Origin of the sequence: Streptococcus sp. C300, from assembly GCF_000187645.1 — a bacterium.
GTDB lineage: Bacteria > Bacillota > Bacilli > Lactobacillales > Streptococcaceae > Streptococcus > Streptococcus oralis_CQ.
Window position 1 is genome coordinate 68,817 of the sequence record NZ_GL732467.1, and the last position, 24,950, is coordinate 93,766.

Annotated in this window: 23 protein-coding genes; 10 read left to right on the forward strand and 13 right to left on the reverse strand. The window is 39.4% G+C overall.

Translation table 11 applies throughout. From position 1 onward, the window contains the following. Positions 1–349: 349 nt before the first annotated feature. Positions 350–2,068: a phospho-sugar mutase gene (locus HMPREF0849_RS05135; protein ID WP_000222123.1), complete on the forward strand. Its 1,719-nt coding sequence runs from the start codon at positions 350–352 to the stop codon at positions 2,066–2,068. Positions 2,069–2,178: 110 nt separating this feature from the next. Beyond that, positions 2,179–2,526 carry a thiol reductase thioredoxin gene (locus HMPREF0849_RS05140; RefSeq protein WP_000434662.1) on the forward strand — a complete coding sequence of 116 codons (348 nt, stop codon included), beginning with the start codon at positions 2,179–2,181 and terminating at the stop codon, positions 2,524–2,526. Positions 2,527–2,560: 34 nt separating this feature from the next. Here the strand turns inward: HMPREF0849_RS05140 and HMPREF0849_RS05145 are convergent, their stop codons facing one another. The 11 genes from HMPREF0849_RS05145 to HMPREF0849_RS05195 form a co-directional block, all read right to left on the reverse strand. Further along, positions 2,561–5,815 (reverse strand): DEAD/DEAH box helicase family protein, encoded by a 3,255-nt coding sequence (locus tag HMPREF0849_RS05145; protein ID WP_001143836.1) that lies wholly within the window; start codon positions 5,813–5,815, stop codon positions 2,561–2,563. 22 nt (positions 5,816–5,837) lie between these two features. Beyond that, positions 5,838–6,788 carry an Abi family protein gene (locus HMPREF0849_RS05150; protein ID WP_000658134.1) on the reverse strand — a complete coding sequence of 317 codons (951 nt, stop codon included), beginning with the start codon at positions 6,786–6,788 and terminating at the stop codon, positions 5,838–5,840. A gap of 110 nt (positions 6,789–6,898) precedes the next feature. Continuing rightward, positions 6,899–8,776, reverse strand: coding sequence for an Eco57I restriction-modification methylase domain-containing protein (locus HMPREF0849_RS05155; protein ID WP_000150978.1), 1,878 nt, complete (start codon positions 8,774–8,776; stop codon positions 6,899–6,901). 106 nt (positions 8,777–8,882) lie between these two features. Then, positions 8,883–9,692, reverse strand: coding sequence for an MBL fold metallo-hydrolase (locus HMPREF0849_RS05160; protein ID WP_001290607.1), 810 nt, complete (start codon positions 9,690–9,692; stop codon positions 8,883–8,885). Between the two features lies 1 nt (position 9,693). Further along, a complete protein-coding gene (gene vicK, locus HMPREF0849_RS05165) occupies positions 9,694–11,043 on the reverse strand; it encodes a cell wall metabolism sensor histidine kinase VicK (RefSeq protein WP_000568718.1) in 1,350 nt (449 codons plus the stop codon). After that, entirely contained in the window at positions 11,036–11,743 is a 708-nt protein-coding gene (gene yycF, locus HMPREF0849_RS05170) for a response regulator YycF (protein WP_000722057.1), read from the reverse strand. Before yycF ends, vicK begins: the two co-directional genes overlap by 8 nt. Positions 11,744–11,799: 56 nt before the next feature. Next, on the reverse strand, positions 11,800–12,978 hold the full coding sequence (gene mutY, locus HMPREF0849_RS05175; RefSeq protein ID WP_000886132.1) for an A/G-specific adenine glycosylase: 1,179 nt from the start codon (positions 12,976–12,978) through the stop codon (positions 11,800–11,802). Between the two features lie 82 nt (positions 12,979–13,060). After that, a complete protein-coding gene (gene pta, locus HMPREF0849_RS05180) occupies positions 13,061–14,035 on the reverse strand; it encodes a phosphate acetyltransferase (RefSeq protein ID WP_000451559.1) in 975 nt (324 codons plus the stop codon). A gap of 43 nt (positions 14,036–14,078) precedes the next feature. After that, positions 14,079–14,975, reverse strand: a complete 897-nt coding sequence (locus HMPREF0849_RS05185) for an RluA family pseudouridine synthase (protein WP_001209989.1) — start codon at positions 14,973–14,975, stop codon at positions 14,079–14,081. Further along, positions 14,972–15,790, reverse strand: coding sequence for an NAD kinase (locus HMPREF0849_RS05190; RefSeq protein WP_009013623.1), 819 nt, complete (start codon positions 15,788–15,790; stop codon positions 14,972–14,974). Before HMPREF0849_RS05190 ends, HMPREF0849_RS05185 begins: the two co-directional genes overlap by 4 nt. Beyond that, positions 15,774–16,445: a GTP pyrophosphokinase gene (locus tag HMPREF0849_RS05195; protein WP_000151549.1), complete on the reverse strand. Its 672-nt coding sequence runs from the start codon at positions 16,443–16,445 to the stop codon at positions 15,774–15,776. The genes HMPREF0849_RS05190 and HMPREF0849_RS05195 overlap by 17 nt, the downstream gene beginning before the upstream one ends. Positions 16,446–16,574: 129 nt before the next feature. On the opposite strand from HMPREF0849_RS05195, the gene HMPREF0849_RS05200 reads away from it, so the two are divergent. From HMPREF0849_RS05200 to HMPREF0849_RS05235, 8 genes are all read left to right on the forward strand, one after another. Beyond that, positions 16,575–17,144 (forward strand): CYTH domain-containing protein, encoded by a 570-nt coding sequence (locus HMPREF0849_RS05200; protein ID WP_000811124.1) that lies wholly within the window; start codon positions 16,575–16,577, stop codon positions 17,142–17,144. A 111-nt stretch (positions 17,145–17,255) separates the two neighbouring features. Next, on the forward strand, positions 17,256–18,215 hold the full coding sequence (locus tag HMPREF0849_RS05205) for a ribose-phosphate diphosphokinase (protein WP_001283848.1): 960 nt from the start codon (positions 17,256–17,258) through the stop codon (positions 18,213–18,215). A gap of 9 nt (positions 18,216–18,224) precedes the next feature. Further along, positions 18,225–19,340: a cysteine desulfurase family protein gene (locus tag HMPREF0849_RS05210; RefSeq protein WP_000639642.1), complete on the forward strand. Its 1,116-nt coding sequence runs from the start codon at positions 18,225–18,227 to the stop codon at positions 19,338–19,340. Positions 19,341–19,344: 4 nt separating this feature from the next. Beyond that, entirely contained in the window at positions 19,345–19,692 is a 348-nt protein-coding gene (locus HMPREF0849_RS05215) for a DUF1831 domain-containing protein (RefSeq protein WP_000863525.1), read from the forward strand. Positions 19,693–19,698: 6 nt separating this feature from the next. Further along, positions 19,699–19,914 (forward strand): DUF4649 family protein, encoded by a 216-nt coding sequence (locus HMPREF0849_RS05220; RefSeq protein WP_000286092.1) that lies wholly within the window; start codon positions 19,699–19,701, stop codon positions 19,912–19,914. 82 nt (positions 19,915–19,996) lie between these two features. Beyond that, positions 19,997–20,638, forward strand: coding sequence for a redox-sensing transcriptional repressor Rex (locus HMPREF0849_RS05225; protein ID WP_000653412.1), 642 nt, complete (start codon positions 19,997–19,999; stop codon positions 20,636–20,638). A gap of 15 nt (positions 20,639–20,653) precedes the next feature. Continuing rightward, the gene (locus HMPREF0849_RS05230) at positions 20,654–21,343 is read left to right on the forward strand and encodes a gamma-glutamyl-gamma-aminobutyrate hydrolase family protein (protein ID WP_000743310.1); all 690 of its coding nucleotides are present in this window, start codon (positions 20,654–20,656) and stop codon (positions 21,341–21,343) included. Positions 21,344–21,367: 24 nt separating this feature from the next. After that, complete coding sequence (locus HMPREF0849_RS05235) at positions 21,368–21,856, forward strand: hypothetical protein (protein WP_001002680.1); 489 nt, start codon at positions 21,368–21,370, stop codon at positions 21,854–21,856. 14 nt (positions 21,857–21,870) lie between these two features. On the opposite strand, the gene radC is transcribed toward HMPREF0849_RS05235, so the two are convergent. Together radC and pcrA are read right to left on the reverse strand one after the other, a co-directional pair. Continuing rightward, positions 21,871–22,551, reverse strand: coding sequence for a RadC family protein (gene radC / locus HMPREF0849_RS05240; RefSeq protein ID WP_000286947.1), 681 nt, complete (start codon positions 22,549–22,551; stop codon positions 21,871–21,873). A 42-nt stretch (positions 22,552–22,593) separates the two neighbouring features. Further along, complete coding sequence (gene pcrA / locus HMPREF0849_RS05245) at positions 22,594–24,885, reverse strand: DNA helicase PcrA (protein ID WP_000992901.1); 2,292 nt, start codon at positions 24,883–24,885, stop codon at positions 22,594–22,596. Positions 24,886–24,950: the final 65 nt, after the last annotated feature.

Sequence of the window (24,950 nt, forward strand, 5' to 3'; positions counted from 1 at the left end):
GAAACCAGATATTTTCAAAATATCTTAAATTTATAGAGTTTTACATTAAATTTTTCTATACCTTCATTTGATACATTAAAGAATTCTTTATAAAATAAATAGAATATAACAATATTTACGATTTATTTTATTTAAAATCCCACAAAAATACTATAACTTTTAATATTTTTAAAAATTAGATAATTGATATTCATCCCTAACTTAGTATAAGTAAGCATGGTACCCACCATTTTCCCGCTAAAGTGCATAAGTAAATTTCCTACATTTTAAGTTATGCTAACGTTTTACTAAAATGTCAAATCGTGATATAATGAAAGCGATTAAAGCAAATAAACAAAGGAGACACTCTATGACTTACCAAGAAAATTATCAAAAATGGCTCGATTTTGCTGATCTTCCAGACTACCTTCGTCAAGATTTGGAAAATATGGACGAAAAAACAAAGGAAGATGCCTTTTATACCAATCTTGAATTTGGTACTGCTGGTATGCGTGGTTTGATTGGTGCTGGTACAAACCGCATCAACATCTACGTTGTTCGTCAAGCTACCGAAGGTTTGGCTCGTTTGATTGAATCAAAAGGTGGAAATGAAAAAGAACGTGGTGTGGCAATTGCCTACGATAGCCGTCACTTCTCACCTGAGTTTGCCTTTGAATCTGCTGCAGTTCTTGCTAAACACGGTATCAAATCTTACGTATTTGAAAGCCTTCGTCCAACTCCAGAACTGTCATTTGCAGTTCGTCACCTCAACTGTTTCGCAGGTATCATGATTACTGCCAGCCATAACCCTGCTCCATTTAACGGTTACAAGGTTTACGGAGAAGACGGTGGACAAATGCCTCCACACGATGCAGACGCTTTGACTACTTATATTCGTGCTATCGAAAATCCATTCGCTGTGGAAGTTGCTGATGTCGAAGCTGAAAAAGCTTCTGGCTTGATTGAAGTTATCGGCGAAGCTGTTGATGCAGAATACCTTAAAGAAGTTAAAGACGTAAACATCAACCCAACCTTGATTGAAGAATTCGGTAAAGACATGAAGATTGTCTACACACCACTTCATGGTACGGGTGAAATGTTGGCTCGTCGTGCTCTTGCTCAAGCAGGATTTGACTCTGTTCAAGTTGTTGAAGCACAAGCAACTGCAGACCCAGACTTCTCAACTGTAAAATCTCCAAACCCAGAAAGCCAAGCAGCCTTCGCCCTTGCTGAAGAACTTGGTCGTCAAGTTGGTGCAGATGTGCTTGTTGCAACTGACCCTGACGCTGACCGTGTTGGTGTTGAAGTTCTTCAAAAAGATGGAAGCTACCTCAACCTTTCAGGTAACCAAATCGGTGCTATCATGGCTAAGTACATCTTGGAAGCACACAAAAATGCTGGAACTCTTCCTGAAAATGCAGCCCTTTGCAAATCAATTGTATCAACTGACTTGGTAACGAAGATTGCTGAAAGCTACGGCGCAACCATGTTCAACGTTTTGACAGGTTTCAAATTTATCGCTGAAAAAATCCAAGAATTTGAAGAAAAACACAATCACACTTACATGATGGGATTTGAAGAAAGCTTCGGTTACTTGATTAAACCATTCGTACGTGATAAAGATGCTATTCAAGCTGTTCTTGTCGTTGCTGAACTTGCTGCCTACTACCGTTCACGTGGTTTGACACTTGCTGATGGTATCGAAGAAATCTACAAAGAATACGGCTACTACGCTGAAAAGACAATCTCTGTTACCCTTTCTGGTGTTGATGGTGCAGAACAAATCAAAGCCATTATGGCTAAGTTCCGTAACAATGCTCCAAAAGAATGGAACACAACAGCTATCACTGTCGTAGAAGACTTCAAGGCTCAAACTGCTACTGCTGCTGACGGTACTGTTACAAACTTGACAACTCCTCCAAGTGATGTTTTGAAATACACACTTGCTGACGGTTCATGGATTGCAGTTCGCCCTTCAGGTACAGAACCAAAAATCAAGTTCTACATTGCCGTTGTGGGTGAAAGCAACGAAGATTCACAAGCTAAGATTGCTAACATCGAAGCGGAAATCAATGCTTTTGTTAAATAATAAATTATAAAAGATGAGACCAACCAATCTCATCTTTTTTCGTATCAAATCTAAGCATTTTTAGAAACTTTATGGCATACTAGACTTATCAATGAAAGCGAGGTAATCTCATGGAACAATTTTTAGAAAACATTAAAGACCTTGAAGTCACTACAGTTGCGCGTGCACAAGAAGCACTCGATAATAAAGAAACAGCAACCTTCTTTATTGGCCGTAAAACTTGCCCTTACTGCCGTAAATTTGCTGGCACATTGGCAGGTGTCGTAGCTGAAACTAAAGCCCACATCTACTTCATCAACAGTGAAGAACCAAGCCAACTCAATGAATTGCAAGAATTCCGCTCACGTTATGGAATACCAACTGTGCCAGGATTTGTCCACGTTGCAGATGGCCAAATCAATGTCCGTTGCGACTCTTCCATGTCCGCACAAGAAATCAAGGACTTTGCTGGATTGTAAAAATATATAAAAAAGAAGGCACTCGCCTTCTTTTTTACTTATATTCAAAATATTTATCTACCAATTCTTGGATTTTCCCTTCTTTAGCTGCAGGGATTGTATCTTCTAGAACAAAGTTCTTTCTACTGATCCCTTGGGAGAGATTTCCAAAGATAAAGTTAGTGGAAATATTATAGATTATTTCTGAAGGTGCAAATCCATAAACTTGATTTTCTAGGATATGTTTTAAGCGTTCTTCAGGACTTGGAAATGCTTCTCGTAAACCATTGCTGTTATATAGCCGCTTAACAAGCTCTGCAATATAAAGGCCTGACTTCATGTACAAATCAATGAATGTCTTAGATGGATCATCAAAGATTCCTGGATTTTCTTTTTCAAGGTCATTCACCATTCTCTTCACCACACGTTTAGGAGTAAAAATCTGATTGGTTTTCTGTGGTGGAATATAGTCGAAAATATCTTCTTTCTGATCTCTAAAATAATCTGCCAACTCCTCTTTCTTGCGAAGAAATTCCTGGATGGCTTCATCAAATGTTGCTCGATCAAAGAGATGTCCTGCAAAATCCTGCCCACCATCTCTCAAATAACGAAATTGGTCAATCGTAATACCAGTCACTTCAAAGAAGACATGCTCAGGAACAAAGGTGTCAAAATTATCAAGTGTTAGAGATTGATCGCCGTAGGCCATGATGAAACTTGGAATTGTTCGTGCAAATCCTCGAAGATGGTCCCGAATCTCATCTTGAGCAGATTGTTTCAACTGTTCAACACGTTTGACCTCAACCTGCTCGATAAACTTCTCAGGCATTTTTTCCACTTCTTTTTTGAGTGTTTGTTCTAGTTTTTCTTTATGAATGAGATTATTTTCTTCTAAACGTTTTTCAAGAACTTCTTGAATCTTATCTTTTTGCTCTTTATCATTTTTTTCCTTGAGCTGTTGTTGCAACTCTTCCTTGATATGAGCTTCAGAAATTTTACGTTCTATCTCATTTTTTCGAACTTCGTTCTCAAATGTTGCTACAATTTGTTTCTTGATCTGGTCTGTTTCCCGAGTTTTCAGATCATATCCAGCCTTCAATTCTTCTACAATTACTGAAGAAACGGTCTTACTCAAGTCATTGACCAGCTGTTTTTGAGTTCTTTCTTCATCTTTTGTGACTAACTCAGCAACAGACTCACCAAGCCCATAAACTTTTTCACCAAAAAGTCGTGCTTGTTGATTGACCACGATTTCATGGTCAACCACTGCATTGCCCTCATCATCCACTTTAACACCTGAAAAGTCTAGTAAATCAGAAGGTGTTTGTAACTTGCCTTCCTTTTCAACTGGTAGTTCATTTAAGATGTCTAGAACGGTTTGACTGGCTTGGAAAATACCGCTGATATTATCAAATAGGAGGTTAGACATAAAGCCACGTTTGAGGACTTCCCTAGCTTTTATTTGACGCGGTATAGTCAGAACTGCCTTAGCATCAATTTCAACCATCTTACCTGCACGGTCTTCTGCTATGACAGGGAAGAAATTTAAGAGTTCTCTGATGTTCTCTTCACGAGTTGCGGAAGTTCCACCACCTCCTGCAGTCGCAAGTGATAAGTTATTTGCAAACTCATCAAAGAGAATCAGGGTTCTTTCTGGCGCAAAGTCAAATACATAGGCTCTTTCTTTGCGGAAGTGATTTCCTTTGTTATCGCTCCATGAGTATGGATTTTGAGCACGGAAGGCAGCTTGCATATAAATGGCAGGTGATTTCAAGTTTGATAACATCAATACGCCTGTCCATTCAGGGATCGTCACACCTGTCGTCAACTGACCGACGGATAGGGTAATGGTTTTGTCATTCTCTGCTATCGCTTTTCTAACCAAGTCTAGGGATTTGAGTTTAACCTTATCATCTTCCTCAGACATACGCCCGTCACCAGCAGCTAACACAATCTCATAGTTTTCATAGATGGGATGTTCCTCTAGCAGTGCTTTTAAGGCTTTTGCTGAGGCTACACGTTCTAAGAGCCAAAAAGTATGCTTGAGTTCGTTCCGAAGTTCTTTGGTTGAAAATGGATATTTCTCATTGCTTGATAGAGTATCTAACCAATTTCTGACATCTTGCTCATAGATAAATTTCCCTTTATCATCTGTAGCGAAAAATTCACTCAAGTCAAAAGCATAGTCGATATTTTCGCCGTCTAGTTGAGCACCTTTTTCTAACTCCTCACCAATCATCTGAGACATTTGATAGGTAAAGAGATTTAACTGAGGCAAGCTCCCATATGGATTCTCCTCTTCTTGCTCAGGCGACCAAGTAGTTTTAGCTGCCTGCTCATCCGCATAAGACCAGTTGTAGATCTGCTCCTCGGTAAATTCTCCCTTGGCTAATGCCTTAAATGGAGTTCCTGATAGATGCAAGGTAAAGTTTCGACGAATCTTATTAAAGGCTTGGTCTGTCTTGAAGGTAGCAACTCCTTCGTGCGCTTCATCGATAACCAACAAATCCCAATGTAGATCAGTGACCCATTTGAGTTTATTGTGCTCTCCACCAAGATAAGCAGAGCCTTTCAAGTCTTGGAGACTGATAAAAGCTAGCTGTCTTACATCGTCATCTAAAATACTAACAAATTCTTTACGTGACAAAGTTGGGCGATATTTAAGGCTGTCTGACTCTGAAACAAACTTGTAAGTCGTTTGACCAGCTATGAATTTTTCAAAATCATCGTACCATGAGTTGGCAATGGCAGGTCTGTTTGTTACAATCAGGACATTGACGGCATCCATTCGACGAACTAGGTCATAGGTAGATAAGGTTTTACCAAAACGTGGCTTGGCATTCCAGAGGAACTTATCTCCTAGGTGATTCTTGAAATAAGTTAAGGTCTTAGAAACTGCTTCTTCTTGCTCTTGTCGCAGAGTATAGTCCTGTCCTTGGCCAGGCTGATAACCAGACAAATCATGCTGAACAAACTTATCAAAAAGATTTTTAGATTTCTCAGGTGTCCCATTAAAGTAAAACCATTCCGTCTTAGGACGACGTTCCACATCATGGAAAGAAAGGAAATGGTGGAAATCATGATCCTTAAATGTCTTTCCCTTATCAGGTTCTTCCGTATAGGCTGCATCCCCAGTCCATAAGACATCTGTATCTATATGAGCAGTATGCGTTTGTTCTTTAATCCGTTGTGTAACATCACGCTCTGTATAACCAATCTTAATCCAGCCCTCATTACTTGTTACCGTAGGGGTGGTGTAGGCATAGATTTTAGGATGAATCTCTTTAGAAGTTTTAATTTCTACTGGCATAAGTATTCCTTTTTTAAAAAAATTAAGCTAATTTTTCCATTTCTGTTAAATCTATTCCCATAGTCTTTAAAATATCCTCAAACACTACAGTTTTAAATTCATCAGCATACTGATTGAACAGATTTCTTAAAGCTTTATACAATCTTTGAAAATCTTTCTTATCAAGTACAATTTTTAAAAATAGAATGAGCACTATGAAACGTTTATTATCATATCTCCTTATCCCAAAATGATTTGCTATTTGAGATATTCGAACATTTCTTAAATTAACATTGTACAGTCGTTCATCATGTGCACAGATATTTCTAACCAAGTTAGCCACTTTTAAACATGCACTTAAATCTGCACTAGATAGTCTAAATGTATTGTCTTTATTCTGTGCTCTATATTTATCTGTATAAAATTTTGCGATAATATTTTTTGTACTATCCGTTAAAATGTTGTAAAAATTAGCAATGTTCCCCATTGTAAGAAAATTAACTAAAACCCAAAGTGGTACTTCTCCGTGTTCTTCAATATAATGTTTGATAGCGCCACTTCTATCTACCTTATCATGAATAGTCTTTGTTAAGATAGAGATTTGTTGAAGAACTTTTTTAGGATCATTGTCTACAAAATTTGCAATATCTAAATAAGCATTCTTACGAGGGTATTTTTTAGAGAATTCATATGCAACTGTAGTCTTTATTGAATTTTCGAATATCAATAAATATTTCAATAACAATATCCTTAGTTCTCTATCAAATAAAAACAAGGCCTTTAGTTCGTTAAAGTGAGTTCCTTCTTGATAAATTTCAGGTTCAACAGGTTGATTATTGCTGCCCTTTACTAAAAATAAATCTTTATAACCGTTTATAACGTTGTAATAGTTTTCTTGTTCTAAAAATCTCTTTGGCTTCCCATTTGTTGGGACTACAACACCCCTATTTCTTAAGATTGTTAACTGTTGATTAAATGTTTTATGTTCCTTCAAACTTATCTCCTATAAAACAAAAAAGGGTCAGTGCATCGTATGCTTCCTGACCTAATCCTATGTGTCTATTATAGATCACTGAGCATAATTTGTCAAATAAAAATACTTTTCTAATCCATCTCCCTTACATGAGTCTCAATAAAGGCAATTTCTTCAGGAGAAAGGTCATATTTTTTATAGAGCTGGAGGTCAATATCAGCCACTGATTGTGTCCAATCAATGTCCGAATTGACCGTAAAGTCTTGGAGTGGGACATATTTCCATGTTCCTTTTTTATTATCTTGTGTAATTTTTAGTACACCTAACAAAGTCCTAGCAAATTTAGATTTTATATACTTAAATAATGAATCTGCTTCATCCAATGTTTCTAATTTACCAATAGAAATAAAGGTCTGTGTGTGACCCACGAGTGGGGTACCCACGAGTGGGGTCGATAGGACTTCGCCAATCGCCCCACTGCCATTTGCTTTTGGCAGTATCACCTTATATTTATCCAAATTCCCAGGTCCTTTGATGTATTTCTTTGGAACAAATTTTATTACACGTTCATTATTTATCCTACCTATTAACTGAATTGATTCACATTCTGGTTTATCATCCGTAAAAATTTCAGGCAACTTTTCAAAAATATTTGTTGTCACATCAAATTTATGACCCTTACTTAACCTGTCTACGAAATTAGGAAAATCACTGTGTAGGACTTCTGTTAATTTATAACTTTCTGGTGCAAAAACATAGTCACTTAAAGATTTGAAATCATTTCTATGATAGACTTTTTTATAAATTGAATTCAGTTCATCAAAAGCGGTATATGTTTCAATCGCTCCAAAAACTCTATCATTATCGTGGTAACTAATCGTCACTCCACCTTTAATATCCGTACCAGGAAAAACTTTCGAAGAATCTTGGACATAATACATGACTTTGAAATGTTCATTCAACAGCATTTTTTCATTCCATGATTTTGGTGTTTTACCAGCCTTAAATAAAAACCTAGCAGGTGTTATCAATACTGATTTTCTACTAATTTTATAAGATTCATCCATGAAATGATGATATATTGGTTTATCACTTGTTCCTTGTAATTCTTCCTGATACGGCGGATTTCCTATCACGACATCAAATTTCATTTCACTTTCCTCGCTAGATAGGCTCTCAAAACCTATCATTTTATTCTTTTTCCAGTCTTTGATTTGGGTTTTAGATTCTTCTACTTCTTGGACTTCTAGCTCATCTGAAAACAAGCTTAGCTGTTGAGATTGCTCTTGTGTAGCTGAGTAAGGACTGATTTTATTCAATCCATCCATTTGAAAGACATTGTAGGAGATAATAGTCGCAATTTCTTTCTTTTGCTCTAAGGTCGGTTGATTTCCAGTCTTTGCAAGATAGTAGTCCTCAAATGTTGCTAAAAGATTTTCACGCGCCAAAAGCAGAGAATCTCCTTGATACTCATATCCATAAGAAGATCGATAAGCTTTTTTTACAAGCTCATAGAAGGTGGCTTCATCTGAGACCTCACGACTAATGCGTTGCAATTTTCTATCAAGAAAACCAACTCGCTCAGATAATGGAATTTCCTCACCAGTCACTGTATCATAGCGAGAAACCATATAAGGTGCTTCACCACAGGTGATTTCTAGCCAGCGTAATTGGATATAATCTTCAAGATCCAGAGATTCAAGTTCAGCTTCCACGTAGCCATTTTGCTTTTCAACCAACCAAGTTGGCGTAAAGACTTCGGCTCTAATCTTGGTTCGGTCTTTTTGCTCATACTTAGACTTTTCTGATCGGGGTTGAATCAAGTTTGCATAGTTTCCCGTCACCCTACTTGGAGTGATACGATCGATTGGAGCAAATCCCTTTCCTAACAATTCATAAGAATGCGTCGCCCAAACAATATTCTTCTTGGTCGTTCGATCATTTAAAAGAATTTTTAATAAGTCAGCAGACTCCATAGCCAACTTTTCTTCACTAATATCTATCGTCATAAGACAACCTTTCTCGTACTATAAACCTTATTATATCATATTTTAAATGGTGTTTGGACTAGAAAATAATAACTATGTATAACAAAAGAAGGCACTCGCCTTCTTTTTATATATCTGTCAATGGTGTTGCGGTATCTGGTGAAGTGTCGTAGACCTTAAAGTCAACTCCGACTCCCAAATCGGCTTGAGCTAGCTGATTGACCATGGTCATATGAGCCAGCTCCTTGATATTGTTCTCTTTGGACAAGTGACCAAGGTAGATTTTCTTGGTTCGATTTCCCATGGCACGAATCATAGCCTCAGCTCCGTCTTCGTTAGAAAGGTGACCGAGATCCGATAGAATTCGCTGTTTGAGACGCCAAGCGTAAGATCCTGCTCGCAAAATCTCTACATCATGATTTGACTCAATGAGGTAACCATCCGCATTTTCGACAATCCCAGCCATACGATCACTAACATAACCTGTATCGGTCAGCATGACGAAGCTCTTGTCATCCTTCATAAAGCGGTAAAACTGTGGTGCTGCCGCATCATGGCTAACTCCAAAACTCTCAATGTCGATATCACCAAAGGTTTTGGTTTTGCCCATTTCAAAGATATGCTTTTGCGAAGAGTCTACCTTGCCAAGATACTTACTATTCTCCATAGCCTGCCAAGTCTTTTCATTGGCGTAAAGATCCATACCATATTTGCGAGCCAAGACACCGACCCCATGGATATGGTCTGAATGCTCATGCGTAATTAAAATCGCATCCAGATCTTCAGGTTTGCGATTGATTTCAGCTAGCAGACTTGTAATTTTCTTACCAGACAAACCTGCATCCACTAGGATTTTCTTTTTTGGGGTTTCCAGATAAAAGGAATTTCCACTGGAGCCTGATGCTAAAATACTGTATTTAAAGCCTTTTTCACTCATTCTAGTCTTCTATTTCGTCCTCCCATATTTCTTCTTTTACGGCATCCTTATCATAAGGGAGCACTATGGTAAAGGTCGATCCCTTACCGTATTCACTTTTGGCCCATATAAAACCATTGTGTTGTTTGATGATTTCTTTTGCGATCGCCAGACCTAGACCAGTTCCACCTTGAGCCCGGCTTCTTGCACGATCCACACGGTAGAAACGGTCAAAAATTTTTGGCAAATCTTGCTTTGGAATACCTAGACCTTGGTCTTTGATGGATAAAATCATCTGGTCATCAGTAGTTTTCATGCTGACAGTGATCTTCCCACCATCTGGCGAGTACTTGATGGCATTGTTAAGAATATTATCTATCACCTGAGTCATCTTATCGGTATCAATCTCGATCCAAACTGAATTGATTGGGTAATCTCGAACCAGTTCATATTTTTTCTCTTGATCCTGTGCTCTCATCTTGTCAAAACGATTAAGGATAAAGGTGATGAAGGCCGTAAAATTAATCAACTCCACATCCAACTGAGTAGTCGCATTATCAATACGAGAGAGATGCAAGAGATCTGTCACCATCCGCATCATACGGTTGGTTTCATCTAGCGAAACCTTGATAAAATCAGGGGCTACAGGATCATACAAGGCTCCCTCGTCCAAGGCTTCAAGATAAGATTTAACACTGGTCAAAGGAGTTCGCAACTCGTGACTCACGTTCGAAACAAAGAGTCTCCGTTCGCGTTCTTCCTTCTCCTGCTCGGTCGTATCATGTAAAACAGCAACCAAACCCGAGATGAATCCAGACTCACGGCGTACCAGAGCGAAACGTACACGAAGACTCAGGTATTCACCATTCACATCTTGGGAGTCAATCGTCAACTCAGGAATCTGTGTAATTAGATCACGCAGCTCATACTCATCTTCTATCTTAAGCAATTCTAAAATGCTTTTGTTAAGGACATCTTCTTTCTGCACACCGAGCTGTTTCTTGGCCATGTCGTTGATCATAATAATCTGACCACGGCGATTAGTCGCAAGAACGCCATCTGTCATGTAAGAAAGAATACTGTTCAATCGTTTACTCTCTTGTTCCAGATTTTCTTGGGTCAAACGAATAACTTCTGACAAATCGTTCAGATTATTGGTGATATTGGTGATTTCTGTACTTCCTTGCAAGTCCAAAACTTGAGAATAATCACCTGCAATCAAGTCCTTAACCTTTTGATTTATCTCCTTTAGACGGATATTATCCCGACGATTTTCCAGTAACAGCAAGGTCACCACCAGGATAAAGCCAAGTAAAATCAGAATAAAGATAAAATCGCTGGTCAGAATAGTTTGTCTAATATCTTCAATCATTATTTCTCATATAGTATCCAACACCACGACGTGTGAGAATGTACTCTGGACGACTTGGAGTATCTTCGATTTTCTCACGCAAGCGTCTAATGGTCACATCCACTGTACGAACATCACCAAAATAATCATAACCCCAAACAGTCTCAAGCAAGTGTTCACGCGTAATCACTTGTCCAATATGGGAAGCCAAGTGATATAAGAGCTCAAACTCACGGTGGGTTAAATCTAATTCCTCACCATATTTCTTAGCCACGTAAGCGTCTGGGACAATTTCCAAATCGCCAATCTGAAGTGGCTGGGATTTCTTCTCATCAGACTCTTGGCTATCCACAGAAACTAGGTCTGTACGACGAAGCAGGGCCTTAACACGAGCCTGCAACTCACGGTTTGAGAAAGGTTTTGTAACATAATCATCTGCACCTAACTCTAAACCAATAACCTTGTCAAATTCGCTATCCTTAGCTGATAGCATGATAATCGGCACGCTACTAGTCTTACGAATAGCTTTAGCAACTTCTAAACCATCTATTTCAGGTAGCATCAAGTCGAGGATAATAATATCCGGTTGCTCAGCTTCAAATAGCTCGATTGCCTCACGACCATTGAAGGCTGTAACGACTTCATAACCTTCCTTGGCCATATTAAACTTAATAATATCTGAGATTGGTTTCTCATCATCTACAATTAATATTTTTTTCATTTTATCACCTTTTCTCTATCTATTATAACAAAAAAATGCAAAGAAGGCACAAATGGCTACTGTAGGCCTTTATCTTCAAAAGTTGTTTTATAAGCCTGCCAAATTTTTTGCTGAGGTTTCGCAAGTGGATAGTCAGAAAACTCCTGAGGAGAAACCCAACGAATTTCTCTGTCCGAAAACTGTTTTGTTTCTGTCACCTGACCAGCTAGGATTTTAATGTGCCATTTCCGATGGCTAAATACATGCTTGACCTGGTCAAATACTTGATGGGACCAATTCACTTCTAAATCATAATCCTGCTCAAAGTTTTCTTGAGGGCTTGGTCCAAATTCTCTGCTTTCCTCTTTGACTTGAGAAAAGAGATCTAACTGATCGTCAAAGATTGAGAAATCATCAACTTCGATCAAGGGGAAATGCCAAAAACCGGCTAACAGTTTCTCGCTTTCATTTTTTTCAAGTAGATATTGACCACGGTCATTGCGTACAACTAAGGCCTTGAGATAAATTGGGAGAGGTTTTTTCTTGGGTTCTTTAATCGGATATACATCCATAGTTCCGTTCTGATAGGCTGCGCTAAAGTCCTTAACAGGGCTTTCTTCTGGTCGAGGGTTAACCGGAGACTCTATATCAGAACCTAAATCCATCAGAGCTTGGTTAAAGTCACCTGGTCGTTTCGGGTCAATCAAGATTTCCATCATTGCCTGAAAAATTTTGCGATTGCTGGGAACTCCGATATCATGATCAACCTCAAACAAGCGTGCCAAAACCCGCATGACATTGCCATCAACCGCTGGCTCAGGCAAATTAAAAGCGATACTGGAAATAGCTCCCGCAGTGTAAGGGCCAATCCCTTTTAAACTAGAAATTCCTTCATAGGTATTTGGAAATTGCCCCCCAAAGTCAGTCATAATCTGCTGGGCTGCAGCCTGCATATTGCGCACTCGAGAATAATAGCCCAATCCCTCCCAAGCCTTCAACAAACGATCTTCAGGGGCATTGGCCAGACTTTCAACTGTTGGAAACCAGTCCAAGAATCGTTCGTAGTATGGAATAACTGTATCCACTCTAGTCTGCTGGAGCATGATTTCAGATACCCAGATGTGATAAGGATTTTTACTTCTCCTCCAAGGTAAATCTCGCTTGTTTTCATCATACCAATTGAGGAGTTTTTCACGAAAAGAAATGATCTTCTCCTCTGGCCACATGACGATACCGTATTCTTTCAAATCTAACATATATCTAGTATAACATAGAAGCTTCTAACTGTCCTTTTCTCAGTACTAAAAAGCCTCTTCCCATGGGAAAGAGGACTAAATCTTATTGATGAACTGCTTGAGCTGCTGTGATAAGGGTCAACTTGTACACATCATCTGCATTACATCCACGAGAAAGGTCGTTAACTGGTTTGTTCAATCCTTGCAAAACAGGTCCGACAGCCGCAAAACCACCGAGACGTTCTGCCATCTTGTACCCAATATTTCCTGCTTCGATACCTGGGAAGACAAAGACATTTGCTTGACCAGCTACATTACTTCCTGGAGCTTTAAGAGCTGCAGTTTCAGGAACAAAGGCAGCGTCAAATTGCAACTCACCATCAATCTCAAGGTCGGGACGCAAGTCGTGAGCAATTTTTGTAGCTTCCACTACCTTATCAACACTTTCACCAAAACCTGAACCTTTAGTAGAATAGCTTAGCATAGCAATTTTAGGTTCAATACCAAACATTTTAGCTGTGATTGCTGAATTGATCGCAATTTCAGCCAAAGCTTCTGCATCTGGATTGATGTTAATGGCACAGTCTCCAAATAGGTAACGTTCCGTACCACGAACCATGAGGAAAGCACCTGAAGTACGAGTTACGTTTGGACGAGTTTTAATGATTTGTAGGGCTGGGCGAACTGTTGAAGCAGTTGAGTGAATTGCACCAGATACCATACCGTCAACCAAGCCCAAGTAGACTAGCATCACACCAAAGTAGTTGACATCATCAACCAAAACTTTGCGCGCTTCTTCTTCAGTCATTTTGCCCTTACGACGCTCTACCAAGGCAGCAACCATTTCTTCAAATTGAGGATAATGTTGGGGATCAATCACTTCATAACCATCTATGATCCCTTCGATTTCAAGATAAATTTTAATTTTTTCAGGGTTTCCGAGCAAAACAGGAATTACTTCTGATTCTTTTACCAAGCGTTTGGTTGCCTGAAGAATACGAGGTTCTTCCCCTTCAGGGAGAACAATACGAGCATTTTTGCCAACTAGGTTGGCTTTGAGATTTTCAAAAACTTCCATGAGTTTTCTCCTTTAAGAAATTAAATTATACTCAAAATAGATTTTAAAGAGTATTAGTTGATAACTGAGTAATAAGATTGTTAAAATCATCTGGCAAGGGGCTTTCCAGCTCTAGCTGACGCTCCAAGAAGGGATGATAAAATGATAAGAAATGGCAATGCAAGGCCTGTCGTTGAATCCCATCGTCTAGGCTGCCTCCATAGAGATCGTCTCCCAACAAGGGAAAACCGATATGAGAAAAATGCACTCTAATCTGATGGGTTCGCCCAGTATGCAATCGAATATCGATCAGGTGAATATCTCCATAAGACGCTACAACTTTGTAAGATGTATGGGCGTATTTTCCACCCTTGGCAACCCTTCTCGTGATAATGGAGTTCACATCACGCGCAATCGGGGCAATAATCTCCCCTTCTGGTTCCAAATCCCCATTGCCCTTAACCAAGGCAAAGTAACGTTTTTCGATAGACTTTCGTTGCAGTTGCTTGTCTAATCTTGCATGAGCATAACCGTGCTTGGCAAAGAGCATCAAACCAGATGTATCCCGATCCAGTCTGGTCACGATATGAACCTGCTGGTTTTCGTATTCCTGCTTAACATAGTAGCCTTTGATAAAATTCGCAATGGTATTGGAATGATTGACACTGGGGATGGAAGCTACTCCATAAGGTTTATTCAAAACCAAAAAGTGGTCATCCTCAAACAGGATATCTAAAGGACGGTCAATGGCTTCAAGGGTTTCAAAGCCTTCCTCTGCTGGAATATCAATGGTAACCCTATCTCCAATATCTAAGAGATAAGTCGCATTCTGAGGTTGATCATTGACTAGGATAGCCCCACCTCGAAACTTTATCTTAGCCAACAGTCCTTTAGAAACCTCGTGTTTCTTCAGAAAGGTTTTGACCTTGACATGTTCATCTGCGATAAATTCGAACCTCATTCGTCCACCTCGCCGATGAAGGCATCTTTGACACGATTCCAGAAACTAGTGTGACTTGGTGTTGCTACAAAGTGAATCTTGTGATGGTCGATTTGGTACTCAATCCGTTCTATATTTCGGAAAGAATAGGTACTATTGTCAACAGATATCGTGTGGTAATCATTGCGTGTCGGCAAGAGCTCAATCTTATCTTTTTTGGGAATAATGATCGATGATCCCAGAGTGCGATAGACTCGGTTGTTAAGACTCGCTATCTCCGTCAACTGCAAGGCTTCAATAGTAGGGTGCAAAACCGCTCCTCCCAAGGATTTGTTATAGGCAGTGCTCCCAGTAGGCGTTGAGACAGTCACACCATCTCCACGAAAGCGCTCGAATGGAACGTGGTTAATGATGATATCTGCAACCATGGTGCGGTCTGACCGACGGATACTCGCTTCATTTAGAGCGCGGAAGATTTTCACTTCTCCGTTTTCAAGTGTCACTTTGACATTCAGGACTGGATAAGAAACCTTGGCTCCAGAATCCAGTTGGAGATTGGTAACCAACTGGTCCAACTCAAAGTCACGGTAATCCGTGTAAAATCCCAAGTGTCCTGTATGTACACCTACAAATCGAACCTTGTCTAACTGATTCTCGTACTTGTGAAAAGCAGACAAAAGCATCCCATCTCCACCAATCGAAATAACGATATCGGGATTTGTATCATTAATTATAAAATGCTGTTTTTTGAGTTTTTCCCTCAGTTTATGTAAAACTTTCTGACTCTGCGGCTTTCTATTAGCTATGAGGTCAACTCGCTTACCTGTATTCTTCATCTGTATCGTCACTATTTCCTACACCATCGTTTAGTTTTCTACTCAAAGGATCAAAGAGTGCCTGAGCTTCCTGAATGTCATCTCGAATCTTGCCCATTTCTTCATCTAGTTGATGAGCAATTTTGGCAGTGATTTCCAATCTTTCTTTTATTTCCTCTGGAAAGTCCCCCTGGTACTTATAATTGAGCGAATGCTCAATAGTAGCCCAAAAGTTCATAGCCAAAGTCCGTATTTGAATCTCGGCGAGAATGGTCTTAGCCCCATTTATCGTATCTACAGTATATTCGACAACAACATGATAAGAACGATAACCCGACGCCTTACGATGGTTGATATAATCTCGTTCCTGAACGACTCTCATATCGTGACGTTTACGTAGAATTGCAACAACTTCTTCCACGTCATCAACAAACTGAACCATGACACGTAGCCCTGCGATATCTTGCAAGTCATTTTCCAGAGTTGCATAAGTAAATCCTCGACGAGCCATTTTTTCTTTGATACTATCAATCGGTTTTACCCGGCCAGTTACAAACTCAATCGGAGAATGCTTGTTTTGCTTACGGTACTGTTTGCGAATCCCACGAAGTTTAATCTTCAATTCACCAACAGCTTGAATGTAAGGATCTAAAAATTCTTCCCATTCTATGGTCATATTTTCTCCCTTTTAGTATGAGATTGTGCTGTTAAAAATTTTTGATTTTTTCACTACAATCTTATACAATAAATACATTGTACATTATACCATAAATCCGCTTTCAAAGATAAAGAAAAGGTTAGAAAAATGAAACAATTAGAAATTGAACTGAAAACACTACTGAAAAAAGATGACTACAATCATTTAAAAAAACAGTTTGCCCATATAGCTCCTGTTCACCAAAAAAACTACTACATTGACACGCCTGATTTCCAGTTGCGCGAAAAAAAAGTTGCCATGCGCATTCGCGCCCTTTCAGATTGCGCTGAATTAACCTTGAAAGTTCCTCAAACTATTGGAAATATGGAATACAATCAAAAAATGACTCTTCCAGAAGCTGAATATTATTTAGAAAAACAGATCCTACCTCAAGGGATTGTTCTGGAGAAACTTACTGAGATTGGTATTGAAAGCCATAACTGGCTTATTCTAGGTTGTCTTGAAACGATTCGTTACGAAATGGAAACCGATATCGGTTTGATGGCCTTAGATCAAAGCCATTACTTTGGTCAAACCGACTATGAACTGGAACTTGAAGTCAGAGATTTTGAACAAGGAAAAGTCGATTTTCAGCAATTTTTAGATGAAAATCACATAACTTACCAGAAGGCTCCATCAAAATTAATTCGATTCATTAAAAACATGAAAAAAAGCTGAAATAATCTCCTTTTTTTGGTAAAATAGAAAAGATAAAAATAATAGAATCTTCATTAAGAAAAAGAAACTTTTCCAAAGAAGATTCACAAAGTTTACAGAGGACGGTCTATAATGTCAGATAGAAACAACATGAAACTTTTCACCCTAAACTCTAACCCAGAAATCGCTCAAAAGATTGCTGATACTGTTGGTGTCCCTCTTGGAAAATTATCTTCACGTCAATTTTCTGATGGTGAAATCCAAGTCAATATCGAAGAGAGTGTTCGTGGGTATGACGTCTATATCATTCAATCAACAAGCTACCCAGTTAGCAACCACTTGATGGAATTATTGATTATGGTTGATGCCTGTGTTCGCGCCAGTGCTCATAGTATCAACGTCGTACTTCCTTACTTTGGCTATGCGCGTCAGGATCGCATCGCTTCTTCCCGTGAACCACTGACAGCTAAATTGGTTTCAAATATGTTAGTAAAAGCTGGGGTTGACCGTGTTCTAACTCTCGATCTCCATGCTGTACAGGTACAAGGTTTCTTCGACATTCCAGTGGACAATCTTTATACAATTCCTCTATTTGCTAAACACTACTGTGACAAAGGTCTTCTTGGTTCTGATGTCGTTGTGGTTAGTCCAAAAAACTCTGGTGTTAAACGTGCTCGTAGCTTAGCTGAATACTTGGATGCTCCAATCGCTATCATAGACTATGCTCAAGATGACTCGGAACGAAGTGAGGGCTATATCATTGGGGATGTTGAAGGTAAGAAAGCCATCCTGATTGACGATATCCTAAACACTGGTCGTACTTTCTCTGAAGCAGCAAAAATCGTTGAACGCGAAGGGGCAACTGAAATCTATGCGGTTTCTAGTCACGGCCTCTTTGTAGAAGGTGCTGCTGAACTTCTAGACGCAACTAACATTAAAGAAATCCTTGTAACAGACTCTGTAGCAACAAAAGAAAGAACTCCTAAAAATGTATGTTACATTACTGCTAGCGAATTGCTCGGTGATGCTATCATCCGTATTCATGAAAGAAAACCAGTCAGCCCACTCTTTGCCTACAACAAAAAGAAATAAGGTGATTCTTTGATTTATTTGGACAATGCTGCAACTACACCTATGTCAGCTGTAGCTATCGCAGAAATGACCAAGGTTATGCAAGAAACCCATGGTAATCCTTCAAGTATTCACAGTCATGGTCGTCATGCTGGTAAACTTCTCCGTCAAGCTCGTCAGGACTTGGCTCACTTACTTGGAACCAAACCTCAACATATCTTTTTCACGTCTGGTGGTACAGAAAGTAACAACACAGCCATTATCGGCTATTGTCTCCGTCATCAAGAACGTGGCAAACATATCATCACGACAGCTATCGAACACCATTCTGTCCTTGAGACCGTTGATTATCTGGTTCAACATTTTGGCTTTGAAGCGACAATTATCCAACCAGTAAATCAAGAAATCACTGCCCAACAGATTCAAGAAGCTTTACGTGACGATACCATCCTCGTTTCTACCATGTATGCTAATAATGAAACAGGGAGTCTCTTGCCTATTGCTGGAATTGGACATATTTTAAAAGACCATCCTGCTGCTTATCATGTAGACGCTGTTCAAGCTATCGGGAAAATTCCTATCCATCCCGAGGAATTAGGTATTGATTTCCTCAGCGCTTCTGCCCACAAATTCCATGGACCAAAAGGAGTCGGCTTTCTTTATGCATCGACTGGAGACTTTGATTCCTACCTTCACGGTGGAGACCAAGAACAAAAGAAACGGGCTGGAACAGAAAATCTCGCTGCCATTGTAGGCATGGTAGCTGCTCTAAAAGAGGATTTATATGACCAAGTTGAGCATTACCAAAAACTAAGCGCACTCAAAACTACTTTTTTAGAAGAAATTGCAGGTCTCGACTACTATCTCAATGAAAGTAACCACCAACTTCCTTATGTTGTCAACATTGGCTTTCCTGGTCAGAAAAATGATTTACTTTTACTTCGGTTAGATCTTGAAGGAATTTCAATTTCTACCGGTTCAGCTTGTACTGCTGGTATTGTGCAAACCAGTCATGTGCTTGAAGCATTTTATGGACCAGATTCACATCGTTTGAAAGAATCTGTCCGTATCAGTCTCTCTCCTCTTAACACTGAGGAAGAACTGATACAACTCGCACAAACCTTAAAAAACATTATTGGAGATTAATCTAATGGCATTCGAAAAAACCATTAAACTACAAAACTGCCGCTACGACTATACACTTAGCCCAACTGTCAAAAAATTCACACTGAAAGATAATACTTTCTTTGAAACAAAGGTTGGAAACTACGAACTGACTCGTCTACTTGAAAAAGTACCTAACAGTGGTGAAGGCTTCAAACTAAAAATCATCATCAATAAAGACCTTACAGGTGCTAAACTCAACATCACTGACAAGTCTGGCCTTCGTTTGGTCAATATCTTTAAATCAGAAGACCACCACATTCATCAGGAAAAATTCTACTTCCTCATGGACAGTTTAGTAGAACGCGGTATCTTCATTAAAGAAGAAAGATAATTGACTATGTATCGGCTTACCTATCAAGATAACTATCACGTAGAACGTACACTTGAATATAAGGATTACGAAGAGCTCATGTTATCTCTATCAGGCTGTGTGACCCTACCTGATACTCTGCTATTCAGCTCCTTAACGCTGAATGATAAGGTGATTTATCAAGGATTGGTTGGCGATCTTTACCGTTTTCTATCACAAGCTCATTTTTCAGATAAAAACTAAGAAATTTCTTAGTTTTTTCTTATTTTTGTTGATTTTTTCACAATGTTTCTATAAAATAGAAGAATAGAAAGGTTGTGATTTTGTGAAAGATAAACAGTCTGCTATTCCAAAAGCAACAGCAAAAAGACTCTCTCTTTACTATCGAATTTTCAAGAGATTTCATGCAGAAAAAATCGAACGTGCCAACTCCAAGCAAATTGCAGAGGCTATCGGTATCGATTCTGCGACCGTTCGTCGGGATTTTTCCTATTTTGGTGAACTAGGTCGTCGTGGTTTTGGTTACGATGTCAAAAAATTGATGAATTTTTTTGCTGATCTCCTAAATGATAACTCAATTACAAATGTTATGTTGGTTGGAATCGGAAATATGGGACATGCCCTACTCCACTACCGCTTCCACGAGCGTAACAAGATGAAAATTATCATGGGCTTTGACCTAGATGACCATCCAGAAGTTGGAAGCCAGACACCTGATGGAATTCCAATCTATGGTATCTCGCAGATTAAAGAAAAAATCAAAGAAGCAGATGTCAAAACTGCTATCCTAACAGTTCCAAGTGTTCAATCACAAGAAGTTGCCAATCTTTTGGTTGATGCAGGTATAAAAGGTATTCTCAGCTTTTCCCCTGTTCACCTTCACCTCCCAAAAGATGTGGTCGTTCAGTATGTCGATTTGACAAGCGAACTCCAAACCCTCCTCTATTTTATGCGTAAAGAGGATTAGAAAGCGAAAGCATTTATGAAAAAACCAGTTATTGGGATTACAGGAAATGAAAAAGCTCATCCAGATGATGACATCATGATGAGCTATGCAGCAAAGGGCTTTGTTGAAGGAGTCAAAGACGCTGGCGGAATTCCAATCATCCTACCGATTGGTGATCAAGAAATGGCTGCCTATTACATCAGTATCATTGATAAGCTCATCCTAACGGGTGGGCAAAATGTTGATCCAAAATACTATGGTGAACCAAAGGCTATTGATAGTGATGACTACCACCTTCAAAGAGATATTTTTGAACTAGCACTTATCAAAGAAGCGATTAAGCAAAAGAAACCAATTTTCTCTGTTTGTCGGGGTACTCAACTTTTCAATGTCGCTATGGGAGGCACGCTTCACCAAGATATCGAGGATCATTGGCAGGACTGTTCAGCCGAATACACAACACAACGCCTCGTAACAGAACCTGATACTATTCTTCGAGAAATCTATGGAGAAATCTCTCATATCAACTCCTTCCACCACCAGAGCATTAAAGATTTAGCTCCTAATCTTAAGGTTGTAGCACATGATCCTAAAGATGGAATCATTGAAGCTGTGACAACTACGGACGGTTTCCCTTATCTTGGTGTTCAATGGCACCCTGAATTTTTATTTGAAAATCGCCCCAAAGATAAAACATTGTTTGACTATGTTGTTAACGAACTCTAGGACTTATAAATAGGTTATTAAATCATGAATGAAATTAAAATACCTTCTACTCATGAGATTTTGAGAGATATAGAAGCTAATGTTTTCATATCTTATAAGGAAAAGGAAGCTAATCTTTTCTTATCAAACAATGAAAAAGAAATAACGGTTTGCTTTCATCTTTCTAATCTCTATAGACTTTTAACAGCGGAAAGTTACCAATCTTTTTCTAAGAATAAAGAGAATTTCGATAAACTATCTCAAAAAGAAAAAGAAAAACAGCTGAAAGAAATGTCTAAAAAGGCAAAACTATTTTGTAAAAAGGCAGATGCTAAACTAAAAAGTAAATTTCATTCAAGTCTTTACTTTTACAGAGATATTCTCATTCATAAAAAAAGATATTATAAAATCGAAGATTTCAATTCGATTGTCAACTTTATCGTTCAAGAAAATTTACTTGTACCCACGATAAAACCTCTTCCTGTTATCAATATGGCTGAAGTAGATTCCTATGTTTTAAAAGTGATTGAGTAAGATCATGTGCAATCTTAAATCAAATCCGTCTTTTCACGGTAACTAAAGTAATCCGAGTGCGAGACAATCAGATGGTCCAAGAAAACAATTCCCATCAGTTCGCAGGCTTCCTTGACTAGTTTAGTGACATGGTCGTCGTTTCGACTAGGAGATACTGCACCAGATGGATGATTGTGAACGAGAATCACTGAGGTAGCCATATGCTTGAGGGCATAGTGAAGGATTTCCCTCGGTTCAGCAATGCTGCGTGTCGCAGAGCCGATAAAAATAGTTTGCTGATGAATGATTTGATTTTGAGTATTGAGATAGAGCGCCACTAGGTGCTCTTGTTTTTTATCGCCAAGTTCCTGTTGCATTTTCTTGGCTAGCTTTTGACTACTGAGAATACTTTCCATCTCAAGGGTTTCATGTTTGTGAATGCGATGTCCCAGTTCAATCACTGCTTGTAGTTCAATGGCCTTAATCCGTCCAATACCAGACAGACTCTGCAATTCCTGCAGGGTCATTTTTTTCAAATCAGTTAGACTAGTCAAACTGTTTAAGACTTTCTGGGAAATTTCAAAAACATTGGCCGTACGCGTTCCGGTTCTGAGTAGAATTGCTAGCAATTCTTGATTGCTCAGTGCCTCTACTCCTTCTTTAACCAGTCTTTCTCTAGGCAAGAGTGAATCTTCTTGGAATGAAATACTGTACATAAAAATCCTCCTCACTTTATTATTCGTGAGAAGGATAGAAAATTAGATTTTTTTCTCAATTGGGGCTACACTGGCTAAGAGTTTTTTCAGCCCCACTTCTGGGAAATTGATTTTCAACTCCTGAGTATCACCGCTACCAGAGACTTCCAGAACAGTTCCCTCTCCCCACTTCTTGTGGAGAGCAATATCCCCAATAGACCAGTTGGTATCGCTTGAATCTTTTTTATTTCCGGCTGCAAACTGACCAAATGGGAGACCACTAGACTGGATAGAGCTTGGTGCGGCATTGCGTTTCCGTTCTTGAAGGGCCTGGGCTAAGCTCATACCTTGACCAAAGGCCACTCCGCCACTGCTATAAGAAGCCTTAAAGCTAGTATTGGCTGGTCGAGCCAAGCCCTGATACTCAAGCAAGTCCGAACTGATTTCATTGATGAAACGTGTTGGACGGTTATAGTTGGTCTTCCCAAACAGTAATCGAGAGTTGGCATTGGTCAGATAGAGGATTTTCTCCGCGCGCGTGATACCTACATAGGCCAAACGACGTTCCTCTTCCAGTTCATCCGGATCTTCTGCTGCACGGCTAAGGGGAAAGACATTTTCCTCCATCCCAATGATAAAGACAACTGGGAACTCAAGTCCCTTAGCTGCATGGAGGGTCATCAAGGTCACTTCTGATGTCTCCTGACTGCCTGTATCCGTATCTGCAATCAAGGCTAAGTCATTCAAGAAATGACTGAGTTTATCCAAACCTGTTTCTTCTTCTTGACTATCAGGATTGTCATCAAAGTTCTTGGTAACAGATAGGAACTCTTCGATATTTTCAACCCGCGCCTTGCTTTCCAAGGTTGCCTGAGCATTAAGAATATCGACATAACCTGTTTTTTCTAGAACAGCCTCCACCAGCTCGGTGATAGTTAATTGATCCAGTTTTTCTCGCAAATCCAAGATCATATTGGCAAAGTCCCAAATTGACTGTGCTGCTTTTCCTTTGATGCCAGACAACATAATATTAGCTGAAGCATCCAGCATAGACATCTCTTGCATATTCGCAAAATCACGGATTTTCTCAACGGTTCCTGGGCCAATTCCACGTTTTGGTTCGTTAATAATGCGCTCAAAACTGATATTGTCACTTAAATTAGCAATAAGATTAAGGTAGGCGATAATATCACGGATTTCCTTACGGCTGTAGAACTTGGTCCCTCCGACCATAGTATAAGGAATATTGGACTTAAGCAGTGCTTCCTCAATAGTACGGGATTGCGCATTAGTCCGATAAAGAACTGCAAAATCCTTGTGGAGGAAGTTTTGACTACGACCAAGTTCATCAATGGTTTTGGCTACAAAAACAGCCTCATCCTGTTCGTCATTTGCGCGATAATAAACGATTTGCTCCCCATCGGCATTCTGGGTCCAGAGATTCTTGGGGCGACGGTTTTTATTGTTTTTGATGACGTCATTGGCTGCTTGGAGAATGGTTTTGGTTGAACGGTAATTTTCCTCTAGCAAAACTACCTTGGCTTGAGGATAATCTTTCTCAAAATCCAAGATATTCTGCATATCAGCCCCACGCCAACCGTAAATAGACTGGTCAGCATCACCGACTACGCAGATATTTTTAAAGCGTGAAGCCAAGAGTTTGACCAATTGATACTGGGCATGGTTGGTATCTTGGTACTCATCAACATGAATGTACTGGAACTTCTGCTGATAGTAAGTCAAGACGTCAGGATTTTGATCAAAGAGACGCAGGGTCAGCATAATCAAATCATCAAAGTCAACGGACTCAGACTGACGAAGCTCCTTTTGATAAGCTGTATAACACTGGGCCACGATTTGCGTATACATATCACCAGCCTGAGCAGCATAAGCCACATCATCAATCAAGTCATTCTTAGCATTGGAAATGGTTCCCAAAATGGTTCGTTCATTCCATTTTTTTGGATCCAAGTTTAACTGCTTGAGAATGCGTTTCATGAGAGTTCGTTGCTCACCAGGATCTACAATAGTGAAATTCCGATTGTAGCCAATATGATCCGCATCGCGACGTAGGATACGAACACACATGGAGTGAAAGGTCGCAATCAAACAGTCCTGAGTAGCTGGATTGAGGCCATAGGCACGCTCCTTCATCTCACGCGCCGCCTTATTGGTAAAGGTAATGGCCAAAATATTCCAAGGATTGACCATCTTTTCATCAATCAAGTAGGCGATTCTGTGAGTTAAAACACGAGTCTTCCCAGAACCAGCACCAGCCATGATTAATAAGGGCCCTTCTGTCGTTTGCACTGCCTCAGCCTGACGGTCATTCATTCCATTCAATAATGCGTTCATTTTCTCTTCCTTACTCTTGAAGTCAATGTTTCTATTATATCAGAAATCGAGGAAAATATCTTTAC

What these genes read in the sequence shown, in the direction of transcription:
- HMPREF0849_RS05155 (WP_000150978.1), bottom strand. Translation starts at nt 8,776, where the DNA reads ATGACGATAGATATTAGTGAAGAAAAGTTGGCTATGGAGTCTGCTGAC.
- HMPREF0849_RS05220 (WP_000286092.1), top strand. Translation starts at nt 19,699, where the DNA reads ATGTATCGGCTTACCTATCAAGATAACTATCACGTAGAACGTACACTT.
- mutY (WP_000886132.1), bottom strand. Translation starts at nt 12,978, where the DNA reads ATGTTAGATTTGAAAGAATACGGTATCGTCATGTGGCCAGAGGAGAAG.
- HMPREF0849_RS05230 (WP_000743310.1), top strand. Translation starts at nt 20,654, where the DNA reads ATGAAAAAACCAGTTATTGGGATTACAGGAAATGAAAAAGCTCATCCA.
- HMPREF0849_RS05190 (WP_009013623.1), bottom strand. Translation starts at nt 15,790, where the DNA reads ATGAAGAATACAGGTAAGCGAGTTGACCTCATAGCTAATAGAAAGCCG.
- HMPREF0849_RS05195 (WP_000151549.1), bottom strand. Translation starts at nt 16,445, where the DNA reads ATGACCATAGAATGGGAAGAATTTTTAGATCCTTACATTCAAGCTGTT.
- HMPREF0849_RS05185 (WP_001209989.1), bottom strand. Translation starts at nt 14,975, where the DNA reads ATGAGGTTCGAATTTATCGCAGATGAACATGTCAAGGTCAAAACCTTT.
- HMPREF0849_RS05235 (WP_001002680.1), top strand. Translation starts at nt 21,368, where the DNA reads ATGAATGAAATTAAAATACCTTCTACTCATGAGATTTTGAGAGATATA.
- HMPREF0849_RS05135 (WP_000222123.1), top strand. Translation starts at nt 350, where the DNA reads ATGACTTACCAAGAAAATTATCAAAAATGGCTCGATTTTGCTGATCTT.
- yycF (WP_000722057.1), bottom strand. Translation starts at nt 11,743, where the DNA reads ATGAAAAAAATATTAATTGTAGATGATGAGAAACCAATCTCAGATATT.
- HMPREF0849_RS05160 (WP_001290607.1), bottom strand. Translation starts at nt 9,692, where the DNA reads ATGAGTGAAAAAGGCTTTAAATACAGTATTTTAGCATCAGGCTCCAGT.
- pta (WP_000451559.1), bottom strand. Translation starts at nt 14,035, where the DNA reads ATGGAAGTTTTTGAAAATCTCAAAGCCAACCTAGTTGGCAAAAATGCT.
- radC (WP_000286947.1), bottom strand. Translation starts at nt 22,551, where the DNA reads ATGTACAGTATTTCATTCCAAGAAGATTCACTCTTGCCTAGAGAAAGA.
- HMPREF0849_RS05200 (WP_000811124.1), top strand. Translation starts at nt 16,575, where the DNA reads ATGAAACAATTAGAAATTGAACTGAAAACACTACTGAAAAAAGATGAC.
- HMPREF0849_RS05215 (WP_000863525.1), top strand. Translation starts at nt 19,345, where the DNA reads ATGGCATTCGAAAAAACCATTAAACTACAAAACTGCCGCTACGACTAT.
- HMPREF0849_RS05205 (WP_001283848.1), top strand. Translation starts at nt 17,256, where the DNA reads ATGTCAGATAGAAACAACATGAAACTTTTCACCCTAAACTCTAACCCA.
- HMPREF0849_RS05140 (WP_000434662.1), top strand. Translation starts at nt 2,179, where the DNA reads ATGGAACAATTTTTAGAAAACATTAAAGACCTTGAAGTCACTACAGTT.
- HMPREF0849_RS05145 (WP_001143836.1), bottom strand. Translation starts at nt 5,815, where the DNA reads ATGCCAGTAGAAATTAAAACTTCTAAAGAGATTCATCCTAAAATCTAT.
- vicK (WP_000568718.1), bottom strand. Translation starts at nt 11,043, where the DNA reads ATGATTGAAGATATTAGACAAACTATTCTGACCAGCGATTTTATCTTT.
- pcrA (WP_000992901.1), bottom strand. Translation starts at nt 24,885, where the DNA reads ATGAACGCATTATTGAATGGAATGAATGACCGTCAGGCTGAGGCAGTG.